Here is a 19,333-nt window from a genome sequence, read left to right on the forward strand (position 1 = left end):
TAAGCTAAACTTCTTTTTCTGTCATGAGTTAGCAGGCTCTGCCTGCTTGGAGTTTTTTGTGAAATTCACACAATCTCCTCACATTTTTTAAAAAATTAAAAAAAGTTGATAAGCAGGAAAGCGCTTTATTTTGTATACTAGTTACTGTAAAGAGGAAACATCCTCAAGATCTTTATCAGGAGGACAGCACATGTCACAAGAAAAATACATTATGGCCATTGACCAGGGAACTACAAGTTCTCGTGCCATTATTTTCAACAAAAAAGGAGAAAAGGTCAGCTCGAGTCAAAAAGAGTTTACCCAGATTTTCCCTCAGGCAGGTTGGGTTGAGCACAATGCCAATGAAATTTGGAACTCTGTTCAGTCAGTTATTGCGGGTGCTTTCATCGAAAGTGGTGTCAAGCCAAATCAAATCGAAGCAATCGGGATTACTAACCAGCGTGAAACAACTGTCGTCTGGGATAAGAAAACTGGGCTCCCTATCTACAACGCAATCGTTTGGCAGTCACGCCAGACAGCACCTTTGGCTGAACAACTAAAAAGCCAAGGTTATGTGGAAAAATTCCATGAAAAGACTGGTTTGATCATCGATGCTTACTTCTCTGCTACTAAGGTTCGTTGGATTTTGGACCATGTAGAAGGCGCTCAAGAACGAGCAGAAAAAGGGGAATTGCTCTTTGGTACCATTGATACTTGGTTGGTTTGGAAATTGACTGACGGTGCGGCTCACGTGACTGACTACTCAAACGCAGCTCGTACCATGCTTTATAACATTAAAGAACTCAAATGGGATGATGAGATTTTAGAAATCCTCAATATTCCTAAAGCAATGTTGCCTGAGGTTCGTTCTAACTCTGAAATCTACGGTAAGACAGCGCCATTCCATTTCTATGGTGGACAAGTGCCAATCTCAGGTATGGCTGGTGACCAACAGGCAGCCCTCTTTGGGCAGTTGGCCTTTGAACCAGGTATGGTCAAGAATACTTATGGAACAGGTTCTTTCATCATCATGAATACTGGTGAAGAAATGCAGTTGTCTGAAAATAACCTCTTGACAACCATTGGTTACGGAATCAATGACAAGGTTTACTATGCCTTGGAAGGTTCAATCTTCATCGCAGGAAGTGCCATTCAATGGCTTCGTGACGGTCTTCGCATGGTCGAAAATTCACCAGAGTCTGAAAAATACGCTCGTGATTCTCACAACAACGATGAAGTTTATGTCGTTCCAGCCTTTACAGGTCTAGGTGCTCCATACTGGAACCAAAACGCTCGCGGTTCTGTCTTTGGCTTGACTCGTGGAACAACTAAAGAAGACTTTATCAAGGCGACTTTGCAATCTATCGCTTATCAAGTGCGTGACATCATCGACACCATGCAAGTGGATGCTCAGACAGCTATCCAAGTCTTGAAAGTAGACGGTGGTGCAGCTATGAACAACTTCCTCATGCAGTTCCAAGCTGACATCTTAGGAATTGACATCGCACGCGCTAAAAACTTGGAAACAACAGCTCTAGGTGCAGCCTTCCTAGCTGGTTTGTCAGTAGGCTATTGGAAGGACTTGGATGAGTTGAAACTCTTGAACGAGACAGGAGAACTCTTTGAGCCATCTATGAACGAATCTCGTAAGGAACAACTCTACAAGGGCTGGAAGAAGGCCGTAAAAGCAACCCAAGTCTTTGCGGAAATCGACGACTAATACTGGAAGAATAAAGCGACTTAGTTAGAAAGTGTGTAAATATGGAATTTTCAAAGAAAACACGTGAATTATCAATTAAAAAAATGCAGGAACGTACCCTGGACCTCTTGATTATCGGTGGAGGAATCACAGGGGCTGGTGTAGCTTTACAGGCAGCAGCTAGTGGACTAGATACTGGTTTGATTGAAATGCAAGACTTCGCAGAAGGAACATCCAGCCGTTCAACAAAATTGGTTCACGGAGGTCTTCGTTACCTCAAACAATTCGACGTAGAAGTAGTATCAGATACGGTTTCAGAACGTGCAGTGGTACAACAAATTGCACCACATATTCCAAAACCAGACCCAATGCTCTTGCCAGTTTACGATGAAGATGGAGCGACCTTTAGCCTCTTCCGTCTTAAAGTAGCTATGGACTTGTATGACCTTTTGGCAGGAGTTAACAACACACCAGCTGCTAACAAGGTTTTGAGTAAGGAAGAAGTTTTAGAACGCCAGCCAAACTTGAAGCAAGAAGGCTTGGTAGGAGGCGGGGTTTACCTTGACTTCCGTAACAATGATGCGCGTCTTGTGATTGAAAATATCAAACGTGCCAACCAAGACGGTGCCCTCATTGCCAACCATGTTAAGGCAGAAGGCTTCCTCTTTGACGAAAGCGGCAAGATTACTGGTGTCGTAGCTCGTGATTTGTTGACAGACCAAGTCTTTGAAATCAAGGCTCGTCTGGTTATCAACACAACAGGTCCTTGGAGCGATAAGGTACGCAATTTGTCTAATAAGGGAACACAATTCTCACAAATGCGCCCAACTAAGGGAGTTCACTTGGTAGTGGATTCAAGCAAGATCAAGGTGTCACAGCCAGTTTACTTTGACACAGGTTTGGGTGACGGTCGGATGGTCTTTGTTCTCCCACGTGAAAACAAGACCTACTTCGGTACAACTGATACAGACTACACAGGCGATTTGGAACATCCAAAGGTGACTCAGGAAGATATAGATTATCTACTTGGTATTGTCAACAACCGCTTCCCAGAAGCCAACATCACCATTGATGATATCGAAAGTAGCTGGGCAGGTCTTCGTCCATTGATCGCAGGCAATAGCGCTTCTGACTATAATGGCGGAAATAACGGAACTATTAGCGATGAAAGCTTCAATAACTTGATTGCGACTGTTGAGTCTTACCTCTCTAAAGAAAAAACTCGTGAAGATGTAGAGGCTGCTGTTAGCAAGCTTGAAAGCAGTACCACTGAGAAACATTTGGACCCATCTGCAGTTTCACGTGGTTCGAGCTTGGACCGAGACGATAATGGTCTCTTGACCCTTGCTGGTGGTAAAATCACAGACTACCGTAAGATGGCTGAAGGAGCTATGGAGCGCGTGGTTGACATCCTCAAAGCAGAATTTGACCGTAGCTTTAAACTGATTAACTCTAAGACTTACCCTGTTTCAGGTGGAGAATTAAACCCAGCAAATGTGGACTCAGAAATCGAAGCCTTTGCTCAACTTGGAGTGTCACGTGGCTTGGATAGTAAGGAAGCCCACTATCTCGCAAATCTTTACGGTTCAAATGCACCGAAAGTCTTTGCTCTTGCTCACAGCTTGGAACAAGCGCCAGGACTCAGCTTGGCAGATACCTTGTCCCTTCACTATGCAATGCGCAATGAGTTGGCTCTTAGCCCAGTTGACTTTCTTCTTCGTCGTACCAATCACATGCTCTTTATGCGTGATAGTTTGGATAGCATCGTTGAGCCAGTTTTGGATGAAATGGGACGATTCTATGGATGGACAGAAGATGAAAAAGCAGCTTACCGTGCTGATGTCGAATCAGCTCTTGCTAACAACGATTTAGCAGAATTAAAAAATTAAGAAAAAATAAAAGAGGTAGCGGGCAACAATCCTTGTCGCCTGCCCCTTCTTTTTAATGGAGACAGAAAGATGATGAATGAATTATTTGGAGAATTTCTAGGGACTTTAATCCTAATTCTTCTAGGAAATGGTGTTGTAGCAGGTGTGGTTCTTCCTAAAACCAAGAGCAACAATGCAGGTTGGATTGTGATTACTATGGGTTGGGGGATTGCAGTTGAGGTTGCAGTCTTTGTATCTGGAAAACTCAGTCCAGCTCATTTAAACCCAGCTGTGACTATTGGTGTGGCCTTAAAAGGTGGTTTGCCTTGGGCATCAGTATTCCCTTATATATTAGCCCAGTTTGCAGGGGCTATGCTGGGTCAGATTTTGGTTTGGTTGCAATTCAAACCGCATTATGAGGCAGAAGAAAATGCAGGAAATATTTTGGCTACTTTCAGCACTGGTCCAGCTATTAAGGATACTATATCAAACTTGATTAGCGAAATCCTTGGAACTTTTGTATTGGTCTTGACAATCTTTGCTTTGGGTCTTTACGATTTTCAGGCAGGTATCGGAACCTTTGCAGTAGGAACTTTGATTGTTGGTATCGGTCTATCACTAGGTGGGACAACAGGTTATGCCTTGAACCCAGCTCGTGACCTTGGACCTCGCATCATGCACAGCATCTTGCCAATTTCAAATAAGGGAGACGGAGACTGGTCTTACGCTTGGATTCCTGTTGTGGGACCTATCCTCGGTGCAGCCTTGGCTGTGCTTGTATTCTCACTTTTCTAAGATATTAAAACTAAATTTTCATACCTCAATAAACACAATTTATAAAAACGACCAAAATAAGGAGTACTTTCTCACTTCATTTTGGTCGTTTTGATTTTTTAAGTTTATATACTGGTGTTGATTACTATTTCAGCTAGAAAGTCAGAATCCTTTACCGGTTCCTTCATCAATTTTTTGTTCTTGAATTTTATTTATGGTGTGAATAATTTTGTCTCATTATTGGGGTTCAGTACTAAGAGTCAGTTGGATTTTTTATTTTAAGAAATAAAATAACAGAAGTATTTTTAGTTTTTAAATTATGATATAATGAATAAAGTTAACTATTCTTGGTAATATGATAGGAACTAATCTTAAAAAGATAAATCATGAGATGAGAAAAAGAAAAAAGGAGTTTGGCTGGTATGAATTATTTCGAGGGGAATGAGTTTTTCCTTCTTTTGTTTGTAGTTTTACTAATTGGTTTTGCAGTAAACTTTTTTGAAAAACGTAAGGACTACTATATTTTGGTGCTCTCCCTCTTATTTGCAGGAGCTATTTATGGCAAGAGTAGAGCAATGATTGTCTATTTAATCTCCTTTGTAATTTATCAATATTTTCTGGTTTTCATAGCACAGAGAATAGAAACAAAGCGGCTGAAACCTCTGGTTTTCCTTTCTATTTTTCCTTTGGTGATCAATAAAGTCTTTGCCCTGACTTCTCTGCATTTGTTGGCCTTTATTGGAATTTCTTACATGTCCTTTAAGACTATTCAGATCATGCTGGAGATATCGGATGGCTTGATTAAAGAAAAGATTAGCATAAAAGACTACCTGCAATTTTTACTTTTTTTCCCTACAGTTAGTGCCGGTCCGATTGATCGGAGTAGGAGATTTTTAAAAGAGATAAACGAGGTCATGCCTCGAAAAGAGTATCTAGAGTTAGCAGGGGACGGTGTGTATCGTATCGTTTTAGGTCTACTTTACAAGGTTGTTTTGTCAACTTATGTGTACCAGATGTTACTCGCTCTAAGCAATACTGGTACAGTCGTTTACTCAATCAAGTATATGTACCTCTATACCTTGTATCTGTTCTTCGACTTTGCAGGCTATAGTCTAATGGCCGTTGGAAGTAGCAATATTCTAGGTATTCAGACACCGATGAATTTTAACAAACCTTTCTTGAGTGTCGATATCAAGGATTTCTGGAATAGATGGCATATCACCTTGTCGACTTGGTTGAGAGATTTTGTGTTTTCAAGAGTATTGATGCAGGTTATCAGGAAAAAATGGTTTAAAAATAGACTACACAATGCAATCTACGCCTATATGGTCAATATGTTGGTCATGGGTTTTTGGCATGGTCTTAGTGTTAGCTACATTGTTTATGGTTTTTATCACGGTGTCTTGATGGCTGGATTTGAAGTGTATCAAAAGAAAAGCCCTTTTTATAAGAAAAATAAAAACAAAAATTGGTATAAACTACTAAGTTGGTTTGTGACCATGAATCTGGTTATGATTGGTTTCTTTATCTTTTCAGGTGAACCCTATAAAATCTTACTGACGATTTTAAAGAGATAAGAAATTGAAAAGAGGTTGGAAGAATCGAAGGGATAGGATAAAACGAGATGATTAAACTAAAAGCATTTTTGCTATCGCTAGTGCTTGTAATTGCGACGCTTGCCCTTTTAAATGTGACATACGTCAAGAAGATTGATGATTATTATAAAGTAAAGGATAACAGTATTCGCTATAGCACTTCGTATGAAAAGTATAAAAGTAGAGATATTCTGACAAGCAATATTACTGCCAATACACTGGTTTTATTGGGTTCTTCGGAGTTGGTTGCGACTATAAATGAAGACTATCATCCCAATAAAATTTTTAACTACAACGATTTTAATATCATGCAGATTGGGACCAGCTATTCTCAAAACATCATTCAGGCTACGACCTTGGGTTCTATTGAGGGATCTATGAGTAAGCGAAAAGTAGCTATAGTAGAGTCTGTTCAGTGGTTTGAAAAAGATGGGACTCATCAAGATGCCTTTTTGAACAAGGCTTCTCAGGAACATATTTTCCACATGCTAGATAATGATAAGATTAGTAAGGAAACGAAAGAAAAATTAATCAATCGGATTATTGATATTACCAAGGGAAACAAGCAACAAAATGACATCTACAAAAAATACAAAAGTTATTTCATAGATGAGAAAGGAATGATTGTTGATAAAAAACTATTGGAGTTCGATAATGCGATTTATTCCTTTAAACTCAAACAGACTTTTTATCAAAAACATGCCAAATCAGATTATCCTTCACTAGGGGATAAAACCCCAGACTATGATTGGGGGCAGCTGACGGATCAGTTTGTAGAAGAGGTCAAAAAGAAAACAAACAACAATGACTATGCTGTTGATAACAACTACTACAATACCTACTTGAAAGATCGCTATGTATCTTTGAAAGATTCTAATAAAAATTTGAGCTACTTGGAGTCACCAGAGTATTCAGATATGGAACTTTTCTTGACAGTTGCCAAGGAATTGGGAATTGAAGTTGAAGTCATTATTTTCCCAGTAAACGGGAAATGGAACGACTACACAGGTGTTTCAAGAGAGATGCGGGAAAAAACTTACAAAAAAATAGAAGATGTTGCAAAAGGCCATGGTGCAACAGTACTAAACTATGGAAACAGAGAGTATGATGATTACTTTTTATTTGACGTGATGCACGTTGGAGTGAAAGGATGGATGGAAGTTGAAAAAGAACTTTACAAATTTGCAAACCAAGCTAACTAACACACACCGTTTAATCTTGTGGACGTTATTTTTCTATACGGTTATCTTAAGCATCGTGATTTATTGTTTTGTGACCGATTTTTCGAACATTCAAGAATTTATCTATAGTGAATTTTAGGATTACATACTATAAAAATCTCTAGATAAAGGGAACTGCACCGATAAAGTGAGACATAAGATAGGGCTCTATAATATTTATAGTGGAGAAATCCTCTATAGGTAGTATGGAGCCTACTTTGTTGTAGCCCCCATATAATCTATACTGAAAAGCACTCAAGCTATCATTAGAAAGAATCATGTGGAACAAATTAATGTTACTGAAACGTAGTGAAAATAGACGGGTAAACAATTGAAAAACTAGTCTATAAAGTGGTATAATAGCAGAAAATAAATTAGTAAGAAATTGATTTTATTTTAGCGAAAATTACAGAAATGAATGGTTTTTCTTGATGAAACAGAGAAAAGAATTGTACCTCTTTCTTGGTCGGACAGCCTTGTATTTTATTATCTTTCTAGGGCTACTTTACTTTTTTAGCTATCTTGGTCAGGGTCAAGGAAGCTTTATCTATAATGAATTTTAACTTGAAGGAGAATCCTTATTATGTCAAATAAACCAATAGTAGATATGATTGAAACCATTGAGCATTTTGCTCAGACACAGCCTAGCTATCCTGTTTACAATGTTTTGGGGCAGGAACACACTTATGGAGATTTGAAGGCTGATTCGGATAGTTTGGCTGCAGCCATTGATCAACTGGATTTGCCAGAGAAGTCTCCTGTGGTTGTTTTTGGTGGTCAAGAGTATGAAATGTTGGCAACTTTTGTAGCCTTGACTAAGTCAGGTCACGCCTACATTCCAATTGATAGCCATTCGGCCTTGGAGCGAGTTTCGGCTATTTTAGAAGTAGCGGAGCCAAGTTTGATTATTGCCATTTCAGAATTTCCATTGGAGCAGGTTTCTACACCGATGATGACTCTAGCTCAGGTTCAAGAAGCCTTTGCTCAAGGGACAAGCTATGAGATCACGCATCCAGTCAAGGGAGATGATAATTACTACATTATCTTTACTTCTGGTACGACTGGTAAGCCTAAAGGAGTGCAGATTTCACATGATAATCTCCTCAGCTTTACCAACTGGATGATTACGGATAAGGAATTTGCGACGCCAAGTCGTCCACAAATGCTGGCTCAGCCACCTTATTCTTTTGATCTGTCTGTCATGTACTGGGCTCCGACCTTGGCATTAGGTGGTACGCTCTTCGCTCTTCCTTCAGCCATTACTCAGGACTTTAAGCAACTCTTTGCGACCATCTTTTCATTGCCAATCGCTATCTGGACATCAACTCCTTCTTTTGCGGATATGGCCATGTTATCAGAAGACTTTAATAGTGAGAAAATGCCTGGCATCACGCATTTCTATTTTGATGGAGAAGAATTGACGGTCAAAACGGCTCAAAAACTACGTGAGCGTTTCCCAAATGCCCGTATTATCAATGCTTACGGTCCAACAGAAGCGACAGTAGCCTTGTCAGCTGTTGCTGTGACAGATGAGATGCTAGTGACTCTCAAACGTCTACCAATCGGCTATACCAAGGCTGATTCTCCAACCTTTATCATTGACGAGGACGGAAATAAATTGCCCAATGGCGAACAGGGAGAAATCATTGTCTCTGGGCCAGCTGTTTCAAAAGGCTATATGAACAATCCTGAAAAGACGGCAGAAGCCTTCTTTGAGTTTGAAGGTCTGCCAGCCTATCATACAGGCGATGTGGGAACTATGACAGATGAAGGCTTGCTTCTCTACGGCGGACGCATGGACTTCCAGATTAAGTTTAACGGTTACCGCATTGAGTTAGAAGATGTCTCTCAAAACCTCAATAAGTCTCGCTTTATCGAGTCTGCTGTCGCAGTACCGCGCTATAATAAGGACCACAAGGTACAAAATTTGTTGGCCTATGTCATCTTAAAAGACGGTGTTCGTGAGCAGTTTGAGCGTGATATCGATATTACTAAGGCCATCAAGGAAGATTTGACAGATATCATGATGTCCTACATGATGCCGTCTAAATTCCTTTATCGAGACAGTTTGCCACTGACTCCAAATGGAAAGATTGACATCAAAGGATTGATTAACGAGGTGAACAAGAGATGATGGAGTTCTTTAAACAGCTTCCTCATTTAGAGCCATACGGCAATCCTCAGTATTTTGTCTATGTGATTGCTGCAACCTTGCCTATCTTTATCGGCCTCTTTTTCAAGAAACGCTTTGCCTGGTATGAAGTGTTGGTTAGTCTCTTCTTTATCGTCACCATGTTGGTGGGTGGAAAGACAAATCAATTGGCTGCCTTGGGTATTTACCTTTGTTGGGAAATATTGCTCTTGCTTTTCTACAAGCACTATCGAAAAAGTAAGGATGGCAAGTGGGTCTTCTACCTAGTTAGTTTTCTGTCCCTCCTTCCGATTATCTTTGTCAAGGTGCAGCCGGCTATCAATGGAACGCAGTCTTTGCTTGGGTTTTTGGGTATTTCCTACCTGACTTTTCGTTCGGTTGGGATTATCATCGAGCTGAGAGATGGAGTGATTAAGGATTTTACCCTCTGGGAATTCCTTCGTTTCCTTCTCTTCATGCCGACTTTTTCAAGTGGTCCAATCGATCGCTTTAAGCGTTTTAATGAAAATTATCAGACCATTCCTGAGCGAGATGAGTTGATGGATATGCTGGATGAATCTGTTCGCTATATCATGTGGGGCTTTTTGTATAAGTTTATCCTGGCTCATGTTTTAGGAGAAACCTTACTCCCTCCTCTGAAGAATCTAGCCCTGCAGTCAGGTGGTTTCTTTAACCTCTATGCCTTGGCAGTTATGTATACCTTTGGTCTGGAGCTCTTCTTTGATTTTGCAGGTTACTCTATGTTTGCCTTAGCCATTTCAAATTTAATGGGAATCCGTAGTCCCATCAACTTTAACAAACCCTTTTTATCAAGGGATTTAAAGGAATTTTGGAATCGCTGGCATATGAGTCTCTCTTTCTGGTTCCGTGACTTTGTCTTTATGCGGATGGTCATGGTATTGACCAGAAAGAAAGTCTTTAAAAATCGCAATGTAACCTCAAGTGTGGCCTACGTTGTCAATATGCTAATCATGGGATTTTGGCATGGTGTGACCTGGTACTACATCGCCTATGGACTCTTTCATGGGATTGGACTGGTCATCAATGACGCTTGGGTTCGTAAGAAAAAAACGCTCAATAAGGAGCGGAAAAAAGCAGGGAAGCCTGCTCTACCTGAGAATCGCTGGATTCAGTTGCTTGGCATGGTTGTCACCTTCCATGTCGTCATGCTGTCATTCTTAATCTTTTCTGGATTTTTGAATGATTTATGGTTTAAAAAATAAAAGGAAATAAAATATGGATATCAAATCAGAAGTTATCGAAATTATTGATGAGTTGTTTATGGAAGATGTTTCTGACATGATGGATGAAGATCTTTTTGATGCAGGTGTCTTGGATAGTATGGGAACGGTTGAATTGATTGTGGAGATTGAGAACCGTTTTGACATTCGTGTCCCTGTAACAGAGTTTGGTCGCGATGACTGGAATACAGCTAATAAAATCATAGCTGGTATTGTGGAGCTACAAAATGCTTAAACGCTTATGGATGATCTTCGGACCGGTCTTGATAGCTGGTTTGTTGGTTTTTCTGCTCATTTTCTTTTATCCTACTAGTAAAAGTTATAATTTATCAGAAGAAAAACGATATGCAGCAGCGATTAGTACACAAAGTTTTAGAGAAAGATTTCAGAAAGTGAGAGCTCTTTCGGATCCAAGTCTACGATTCATTCCCTTTTTTGGTTCTAGTGAGTGGATTCGATTTGATAGTATGCATCCAGCTGTTTTATCGGAGAAGTACAATCGTTCGTATAGACCCTATTTTTTAGGGCAAGCAGGAGCAGCTTCTTTGAATCAGTACTTTGGTATGCAGCAAATATTGCCAGAGCTAGAAAATAAACAAGCTGTTTTTGTTATTTCTCCTCAGTGGTTTACAGAAACGGAGTATGAACCTGCAGTTTTTCGTAGGTATTTTAACACGGATCAATTGGGCGCTTTTTTGGAAAATCAGTCTGGAGATGTGTCAAGTCGTTACGCCGCTTCGCGTTTAATGAAAAAGTATCCTAATGTAGTATTGGGAGACATAGTCAAAAAAATAACCGAGGGTGAGCAACTTTCAGAAATAGATAAGACACTCATAGATACATTGGCACGATTCAACCAAAAACAATCATTTCTATTTGGACAATTGTCAGTGAATGATGGAGAAAAATATAGAGATCGCGTGGAGAAGTATTTAAAAGACCTACCAGATAAATTTTCCTACGACGAATTGAGAGAAATCGCTGTAAAAGATGCTGAAGCAAATACCACGAATAATGATATGGGAATGGAAAATCGTTTCTATGATACGCAAGTAAAGAAAGATTTAAAAAAGTGGAAGGATTATCAGAAAAATTATAATTTTCTAAAATCATCCGAATATAATGACTTGCAATTAGTCTTAAATCAATTTGCGAATTCAAAAGTGAATGTATTGTTTGTGATTCAACCTGTTAATAAAAAATGGATGGATTATACAGGATTAAATCAAGATATGTATCAACACGCAGTTGAAAAGATTCGTTACCAGTTAGAAAGCCAAGGTTTTACCAATATAGCAGATTTTTCAAAAAATGGTGCTGAACCTTATTTTGTAAAAGATACAATTCATATTGGTTGGTTGGGTTGGTTGGCTTTTGACAAGGCCGTTGATCCTTTCCTATCCAATCCCACACCAGCTCCGACTTACCATCTGAATGAACGCTTTTTCAGCAAAGATTGGGCGACTTATGATGGAGATATCAAGGAATTTCAATAGATAATAGTATGGAAGAGTTCAAGAATAAAGCCGATTTTTACGTTTTTTCTTGACTCTTTTTTTGCTTGTGATATAATTAACTGGTAAATAAAATGTCAAAGAATAGTATTTTTCTCTTAAAAAAGAGAAGTTCAAAAGGAAAGGAGTCAGATATGAGACAGCTAGCGAAGGATATCGATGCTTTTTTGAATGAGGTGATTTTGCAGGCAGAAAATCAGCATGAAATTCTAATAGGTCATTGCACTAGCGAGGTGGCCCTGACCAATACTCAGGAGCACATTCTCATGCTCTTGTCAGAGGAATCTTTAACAAATTCAGAATTGGCGCGTCGCCTCAATGTCAGTCAGGCAGCAGTTACCAAGGCCATTAAGTCTTTGGTCAAGGAAGGGATGTTGGAAACATCTAAAGATCCGAAGGATGCGCGTGTGATTTTTTATCAGTTGACTGATTTGGCTCGTCCAATTGCTGAGGAGCACCATCATCACCATGAGCATACACTTTTAACCTATGAGCAAGTGGCAACTCAGTTTACTCCAAATGAACAAAAAGTGATTCAGCGGTTTTTGACTGCTTTAGTAGGAGAAATCAAATAATGAGATATATTACGGTAGAGGATTTATCCTTCTATTATGATAAGGAGCCAGTTCTTGAACATATCAATTATAGTGTTGATAGTGGGGAATTTGTTACCTTGACTGGGGAAAATGGAGCGGCTAAGACGACATTAATCAAGGCCAGTCTTGGGATTCTTCAACCACGCATTGGTAGGGTGACCATTTCAAAGACAAATACTCAGGGAAAGAAATTGAGAATAGCCTATCTTCCCCAGCAGATTGCCAGTTTTAATGCGGGTTTTCCAAGTACGGTTTATGAATTTGTCAAGTCGGGTCGCTATCCGAGAAAAGGCTGGTTCCGTCGCTTGAATGCTCATGATGAGGAGCATATCAAGGCTAGTCTGGACTCAGTTGGCATGTGGGAACACAGAGACAAACGCTTGGGTTCTCTTTCTGGGGGCCAAAAACAGCGAGCGGTAATCGCGCGTATGTTTGCTTCTGATCCAGATGTGTTTATCCTAGATGAGCCGACAACGGGGATGGATGCAGGAAGTAAAAACGAATTTTACGAACTCATGCACCACAGCGCCCATCATCATGGCAAGGCTGTTTTGATGATTACTCATGACCCTGAAGAAGTTAAGGACTACGCGGACCGCAATATTCATCTAGTCCGTAACCAAGACTCGCCATGGCGTTGTTTCAACGTTCATGAGAATGATCAGGAGGTAGGCCATGCTTAGTTTATTATCTTATGACTTTATGCAACGTGCCTTTCTGGCCGTTATTGCCATGAGTCTTTTCTCGCCAGTTCTTGGAACCTTCCTTATCTTGCGTCGTCAGAGTTTGATGAGTGATACTCTTAGTCACGTCTCACTTTCAGGTGTAGCTTTTGGGTTGGTTTTGGGGATTTCGCCAACTATTTCCACTATTGCCATTGTCTTGATTGCGGCGGTCTTTCTGGAGTATCTCCGTACGGTTTACAAGAGCTTTATGGAAATAGGGACAGCTATCCTCATGTCAACAGGTCTGGCTGTTTCTCTGATTGTCATGAGCAAGGGTAAAAGCTCTAGTTCTATGAGTTTGGACCAGTACCTTTTTGGTTCAATCGTGACGATCAGTGAGGAGCAGGTTATTTCCCTCTTTGTCATTGCGGCGGTTGTCTTGATTTTGACCTTCCTCTTCCTTCGTCCGATGTATATCCTGACCTTTGATGAGGATACGGCCTTTGTGGATGGTTTGCCAGTTCGTACCATGTCTATTCTTTTTAACATGGTGACGGGGGTGGCCATTGCCCTTATGATTCCTGCTGCGGGAGCTCTTCTGGTATCGACTATCATGGTCTTGCCAGCTAGTATTGCCCTGCGTCTGGGGAAAAACTTTAAATCGGTTATGCTGCTTGCCAGTGCTATTGGATTTTTGGGAATGGTAGCAGGACTTTACATTTCCTACTATGCAGAAACACCTGCAAGTGCAAGTATTACTATTATTTTTGTAACTGTTTTCTTGCTAATTAGTTTAGTAAGACGTTTTATCAAATAGGAGACTAAGATGAAAAAAATTAGCTTATTGCTAGCCAGTCTATGTGCCCTGTTTTTAGTGGCTTGTTCCAATCAAAAGCAGGCAGATGGCAAACTCAATATCGTGACAACCTTTTACCCTGTCTATGAATTTACCAAGCAAGTCGCAGGAGATACGGCTAATGTAGAACTCCTAATCGGTGCTGGGACAGAACCTCATGAATACGAACCGTCTGCCAAGGCGGTTGCTAAAATCCAAGACGCAGATACCTTCGTTTATGAAAATGAAAACATGGAAACATGGGTACCTAAATTGCTAGATACTTTGGATAAGAAAAAAGTGAAAACCATCAAGGCGACAGGCGATATGTTGCTTTTGCCAGGTGGCGAAGAAGAGGGAGACCATGACCATGGAGAAGAAGGTCATCACCATGAGTTTGACCCCCATGTTTGGTTATCACCAGTTCGTGCCATTAAACTAGTAGAGCACATCCGTGACAGCTTGTCAGCAGATTATCCTGATAAAAAAGAGACCTTTGAGAAGAATGCAGCTGCCTATATCGAAAAATTGCAAGCCTTGGATAAGGCTTATGCAGAAGGTTTGTCTCAAGCCAAACAAAAGAGCTTTGTGACTCAACACGCAGCCTTTAACTATCTTGCCTTGGACTATGGACTCAAACAAGTCGCAATCTCAGGTCTCTCTCCAGATGCAGAACCATCAGCAGCTCGCTTGGCAGAATTGACAGAGTACGTCAAGAAAAATAAAATTGCCTATATCTACTTTGAAGAAAATGCCTCACAAGCCCTTGCTAATACACTTTCAAAAGAAGCAGGTGTCAAAACAGATGTCCTCAATCCTTTAGAAAGTCTGACAGAAGAGGACACCAAGGCTGGAGAAAATTACATCTCTATCATGGAGAAAAACCTCAAAGCTTTAAAACAAACAACAGACCAAGAAGGTCCAGCTATCGAACCTGAAAAAGCAGAGGATACCAAGACAGTTCAAAATGGTTACTTTGAGGATGCCGATGTCAAGGACCGCACCTTGAGTGACTATGCAGGTAACTGGCAATCAGTTTATCCTTTCCTTGAAGATGGAACGTTTGACCAAGTCTTTGATTACAAGGCTAAGTTGACTGGTAAGATGACTCAGGCTGAGTACAAGGCCTACTATACAAAAGGCTATCAGACAGATGTCACTAAAATCAACATTACTGATAATACTATGGAATTTGTTCAAGGTGGACAAAGCAAGAAATACACTTACAAGTATGTGGGTAAGAAAATCTTGACTTACAAGAAAGGTAATCGTGGCGTGCGCTTCCTTTTTGAAGCCACAGATGCGGATGCTGGACAGTTCAAGTATGTTCAGTTTAGTGACCACAATATCGCCCCAGTTAAGGCAGAACATTTCCATATCTTCTTTGGAGGCACAAGCCAAGAAGCACTCTTTGAAGAAATGGATAACTGGCCAACCTACTACCCAGATAACCTATCTGGCCAAGAAATCGCCCAAGAAATGTTGGCGCATTGATGAGAAACCGATTAGTTCATAGGAGCTAGTCGGTTTTTTGATACTAGATGTCTAACTTCATTATAGACCTTTCCAGAACTTTAAAAAATAAATAAAACTCTTGAAATATCTGGACTTATATGCTAGAATGTAGTTAGTATATAAGGTTCATTAGAACAGCAAAGCCCCTAACTATGTCGGTAGTTAAGGGGTGTTTTGGTATATTCTATAGGAATATATAATCCTAGTTTTCCAGTTTTCTCTAAGTATAAACATTTTAACAAAAAAGTTGATTTTTAATAAAAAAGCGATACAGTGATATTAGAAATTCGCTTGTAATTCTGATATGTCTGCGTATTTTTCGTTAGTTACCTGTTTGGTAACCAGCTGTCAATTAAGGGCTTGATGTTTTATAAAAGAAAATTATGGAGGAAGGGAAATCCGACTTTATAAACTAAACTGTAAAAAACGGCAAATTTGACAAATGAATAAGAAAAAAATAAAAAGCAACTGTTTTTATTAAAAAGATTGCTTAATAGTTAGATTGGAGGGAAGAAAAATAATGAAAAATTTAAGTCAACGACTTGTTGATAAAAGTGTTGAGGCCTTTATTATGGGGCTGGAAATTTACAACAAGCCTACAATCAAATATCGTATTGAAGGGTTCAGTTTTTTCATATGTAACGCTTGGGAGTTGATGTTGAAGTCTGAAATGCTAAATAGAAATCTATCAATCTATTTTAAGGATAATCCAGATAGAACTCTCAGTCTTGAAAATGTTATCAAGAAAATTTACTCCGATGACAGTACACGAATTCGACTAAATCTGGAGCGTATTATTGAGCTTAGAAATATCAGCACACATTATATTACAGAGGATTATGAACTAAAGTACGCTCCACTATTTCAAGCGTGTGTACTTAACTACATCAATGAACTTCAGAGATTTCACGGTAGAGACATCACTGAGACCATCGCACAAAATTTCCTAACTATATCAGCAAGTTATGAGCCTCTGACAAATGAACAAATCAGACTAAAATATCCAGCGGAAATTGCAGAAAAGTTTATTCAGCAAGCAAATGCTATAGATGTTCTCGTTTCTGAGTATAATTCAGATAAATTTGCAATCGGTGTAAAACAGAACCTATACATCACAAAGAAAAAGGCTGAAGCTGACTTCGTTGTTTCAATCGCAAATCAATCTCTCTCTCAAGTAACAATAGTAAAAGACCTAAAAGATCCATCAGAGACTCATAAATACTCATACGGGAATATTATCTCAGTTGTGAATGATCGATTAAACAAGAAAAATATCAAATTAAATTATAAATCTGGTTTCAATCAATATGTTCTAACCTTAATCATTGATTTCTATTCAATAAAAACTGACGAGAAATTTGCATATTGCCATAAAATAGGTAAGTCTGAACACTATACCTATTCCCAGCAATTTGTTGACTTTATCATTATAGAAATAGAAAAAGACCCTCTAAATTTTGTAGAGAGCCTTAAAAAATCAAAATAAAAAGATAACCCCAGGCACATAGGAATGCTCAACCTTTCAGTCTACCCCATTCTGGGACCCAGCGTTTATCCTTCACAAGTTATCTTATTGAGTCCATTATACCACACTTATGGAAAATGTAAAGAAATTTGTATAGTGTTTTTAAATGAATTGATGAAAAATCAAATACCTTTCAGATACCTAAGGAACTTAAAAAAATAAATAAAACTCTTGAAATCTTAGCGCTTGTGTGTTAGAATAATTTTATCGGGTAAGGTTCATTAGAACACCAAATCCCTTAACTATGGTCGTAGTTAAGGGATTTTTTGACGTATCTTAGCGATTTAACGGGTGTTTATAGGCTAGTCATTCGGTCTACTTCTTACCATCTAGCCATTTGCAAACGAAATACAAGATGATTCCAGCTATGACGTCTGCTATAATAGTAAGAGCGAGCTCTGGGATAAGGCTCATTAGTTTCACCTCCTTTCACGAACCGTAAGGAACGTAATCGGTAACCGATGACAAAAATAGTATACCACAATAAATTTAGACCATCAACCTTACTTAATGCTTGAAATATTAGGACTTATATGCTAGAATATAGTTAATTGATAAGGTTCATTAGAACACCAAAGCCCCTAACTATTGCCGTAGTTAAGGGCTTTTTTGACGTATCTTAGCGATTTAACGGGTGTTTATAGGCTAGTCACTCGGTCTACTCCTTACTATCTAGCCATCTGCAGACGAAATACAAGATAATTCCAGCTATAACATCCGCTATAATAGTAAGAGCGAGCTCTATGATAAGGCTCATTAGTTTCACCTCCTCTCACGAACTCATAGGAACGTAATCGGTAACCGATGACAAAAATAGTATATCACAACAAATTTAGATCATCAAGGTCACTTAATTCTTGAAATATAGGGGATAGGCAAAAAGTCTTTAAAATCAAAAAATGTATAGTATCAGATGTATAAAAGCTTGATGTTATATCAATTAAAAAAGTGGATAGGAAAGTTTTCTGATTATCAGAATTCCTTCCTATCCACTTTTTGAAGATTGTAAGTTAGCCTAATTTTATGTAGAATCAGCTTATTTGTTTTATTTATCAAAACCTTGCAAGGCTTTTTGGCGTTCTTCTACTTGACCTTTAGCATCTAGTTTGTTACCACCGTATACAGCTGATTCCCATGATCCGTACATTGGATTTGGGAAGATGATGAATTTTTCACCGAATTCTTTTTGCAATTCTTCAAGTTGTTTATCACGGTCAGATTCAGAAGTCTTAGAAAAATCTGCAAAGTCTACGAGGTTATCACCAAACAATAAGATAAGATTTGTTTTTTCTTGAACCTTTTGGCGACGACCTTCTTTGGATTTTACACCGCTTTCTAAGAACATGAGATGATCACGTCCTTGAACAGGAATTCCTTCACTTTCAAGATTTTTAATAGTAGCATCTACTTGATTAGTTGAGCGGTCAGAAATATAGTAGATTTGAACACCATTTTGATCGGCAAACTGAAGAAAATCTTTGGCACCTGGGACGGCTTTCGCTGCAGCTTTTTGAACCCAAACATCCCAATTTTCGGGTGTGAATGCTGTACCGTCTTTGACGTTTTGTACTTGATAAGGGCTATTATCTAGGACAGTTTCATCTAAGTCTAAAACGATAGAGTAAGGTTTGTCTGATTCTGTTTTGAGCAATTCCTTTAGGTGATTTGTTGCAACGTTATAACCCTGTATGTATAAAGCTTTAGTTTCAGCTGATTTTTGGTACCAAAGGGTTGACATAGTGTTTTCTCTTGACCGTAGTTGGTCATATGTCATTGTAATTTGATTATCAGATGAGCTATTATTGCTTGTTTGTGTTTCTGTGGATTTTGTTGCACAACTAGCCAATAAGATGACAGAAGCAAGTGCAGAAAGGATTGTAACAGTAGTTTTTGCTGTTTTCATGAAATATCTCCTATTCATTCATTTCAATAAATAGTATAGCACGAGGGAAAAGTTAAGGCAAGTTATTCTCTGAATATGGATGAAGATTCTATAGAAGATAATGTAATGAAAAAAAAGCGATTACTAACTTGAAATGTAGTTTCACCTCATATTTTTGAAATTCATTAGGTATCTGAAAGGTCTAGGCGACAAAGTCTTTAAAATCAGAAAAACGTATAGTATCAGGTGTGCAAAAACTTGATACTATGCGTT

The 19,333-nt window shown here is 39.0% G+C and carries 16 protein-coding genes; 15 read left to right on the forward strand and 1 reads right to left on the reverse strand.

Annotated features, from left to right (window positions below; genetic code table 11):
- The first annotated feature begins 190 nt into the window (after nucleotides 1-190).
- The 15 genes from glpK to ADH54_RS08675 all read left to right on the forward strand — a co-directional run bounded on the left by glpK (nucleotide 191) and on the right by ADH54_RS08675 (nucleotide 17,139).
- Nucleotides 191-1,699, forward strand: coding sequence for a glycerol kinase GlpK (gene glpK, locus ADH54_RS08605; protein WP_049524790.1), 1,509 nt, complete (start codon nucleotides 191-193; stop codon nucleotides 1,697-1,699).
- A gap of 41 nt (nucleotides 1,700-1,740) precedes the next feature.
- On the forward strand, nucleotides 1,741-3,567 hold the full coding sequence (glpO, locus tag ADH54_RS08610) for a type 1 glycerol-3-phosphate oxidase (RefSeq protein ID WP_049524791.1): 1,827 nt from the start codon (nucleotides 1,741-1,743) through the stop codon (nucleotides 3,565-3,567).
- A gap of 69 nt (nucleotides 3,568-3,636) precedes the next feature.
- Nucleotides 3,637-4,341, forward strand: coding sequence for an MIP/aquaporin family protein (locus tag ADH54_RS08615; RefSeq protein WP_049524792.1), 705 nt, complete (start codon nucleotides 3,637-3,639; stop codon nucleotides 4,339-4,341).
- A 401-nt stretch (nucleotides 4,342-4,742) separates the two neighbouring features.
- Nucleotides 4,743-5,897, forward strand: a complete 1,155-nt coding sequence (dltB, locus tag ADH54_RS08620) for a D-alanyl-lipoteichoic acid biosynthesis protein DltB (protein ID WP_001105734.1) — start codon at nucleotides 4,743-4,745, stop codon at nucleotides 5,895-5,897.
- Between the two features lie 47 nt (nucleotides 5,898-5,944).
- Nucleotides 5,945-7,117: a D-alanyl-lipoteichoic acid biosynthesis protein DltD gene (dltD, locus tag ADH54_RS08625; RefSeq protein ID WP_049524793.1), complete on the forward strand. Its 1,173-nt coding sequence runs from the start codon at nucleotides 5,945-5,947 to the stop codon at nucleotides 7,115-7,117.
- Between the two features lie 449 nt (nucleotides 7,118-7,566).
- Complete coding sequence (locus ADH54_RS08630) at nucleotides 7,567-7,698, forward strand: teichoic acid D-Ala incorporation-associated protein DltX (RefSeq protein ID WP_000813664.1); 132 nt, start codon at nucleotides 7,567-7,569, stop codon at nucleotides 7,696-7,698.
- Nucleotides 7,699-7,718: 20 nt separating this feature from the next.
- Complete coding sequence (gene dltA / locus ADH54_RS08635) at nucleotides 7,719-9,269, forward strand: D-alanine--poly(phosphoribitol) ligase subunit DltA (protein ID WP_000066752.1); 1,551 nt, start codon at nucleotides 7,719-7,721, stop codon at nucleotides 9,267-9,269.
- Nucleotides 9,266-10,510: a D-alanyl-lipoteichoic acid biosynthesis protein DltB gene (gene dltB / locus ADH54_RS08640; protein WP_049524794.1), complete on the forward strand. Its 1,245-nt coding sequence runs from the start codon at nucleotides 9,266-9,268 to the stop codon at nucleotides 10,508-10,510. The genes dltA and dltB (ADH54_RS08640) overlap by 4 nt, the downstream gene beginning before the upstream one ends.
- A 13-nt stretch (nucleotides 10,511-10,523) precedes the next feature.
- Complete coding sequence (gene dltC, locus ADH54_RS08645; RefSeq protein ID WP_000351967.1) at nucleotides 10,524-10,763, forward strand: D-alanine--poly(phosphoribitol) ligase subunit DltC; 240 nt, start codon at nucleotides 10,524-10,526, stop codon at nucleotides 10,761-10,763.
- A complete protein-coding gene (gene dltD, locus ADH54_RS08650) occupies nucleotides 10,756-12,024 on the forward strand; it encodes a D-alanyl-lipoteichoic acid biosynthesis protein DltD (protein ID WP_049524796.1) in 1,269 nt (422 codons plus the stop codon). Before dltC ends, dltD (ADH54_RS08650) begins: the two co-directional genes overlap by 8 nt.
- Nucleotides 12,025-12,176: 152 nt before the next feature.
- Entirely contained in the window at nucleotides 12,177-12,617 is a 441-nt protein-coding gene (gene adcR, locus ADH54_RS08655) for a zinc-dependent transcriptional regulator AdcR (protein WP_001249308.1), read from the forward strand.
- On the forward strand, nucleotides 12,617-13,321 hold the full coding sequence (locus ADH54_RS08660; RefSeq protein ID WP_023941156.1) for a metal ABC transporter ATP-binding protein: 705 nt from the start codon (nucleotides 12,617-12,619) through the stop codon (nucleotides 13,319-13,321). Before adcR ends, ADH54_RS08660 begins: the two co-directional genes overlap by 1 nt.
- Nucleotides 13,314-14,120, forward strand: a complete 807-nt coding sequence (locus tag ADH54_RS08665) for a metal ABC transporter permease (protein WP_000950030.1) — start codon at nucleotides 13,314-13,316, stop codon at nucleotides 14,118-14,120. The genes ADH54_RS08660 and ADH54_RS08665 overlap by 8 nt, the downstream gene beginning before the upstream one ends.
- Before the next feature lie 9 nt (nucleotides 14,121-14,129).
- Entirely contained in the window at nucleotides 14,130-15,632 is a 1,503-nt protein-coding gene (adcA, locus tag ADH54_RS08670) for a zinc ABC transporter substrate-binding lipoprotein AdcA (RefSeq protein ID WP_049524797.1), read from the forward strand.
- A gap of 541 nt (nucleotides 15,633-16,173) precedes the next feature.
- A complete protein-coding gene (locus ADH54_RS08675; RefSeq protein WP_049524798.1) occupies nucleotides 16,174-17,139 on the forward strand; it encodes a DUF3644 domain-containing protein in 966 nt (321 codons plus the stop codon).
- Nucleotides 17,140-18,223: 1,084 nt separating this feature from the next.
- Here the strand turns inward: ADH54_RS08675 and ADH54_RS08680 are convergent.
- A complete protein-coding gene (locus tag ADH54_RS08680; protein WP_049524799.1) occupies nucleotides 18,224-19,081 on the reverse strand; it encodes a 5'-nucleotidase, lipoprotein e(P4) family in 858 nt (285 codons plus the stop codon).
- Between the last annotated feature and the right edge of the window lie 252 nt (nucleotides 19,082-19,333).

The organism is Streptococcus pseudopneumoniae, from assembly GCF_001072315.1.
GTDB lineage: Bacteria > Bacillota > Bacilli > Lactobacillales > Streptococcaceae > Streptococcus > Streptococcus pseudopneumoniae_R.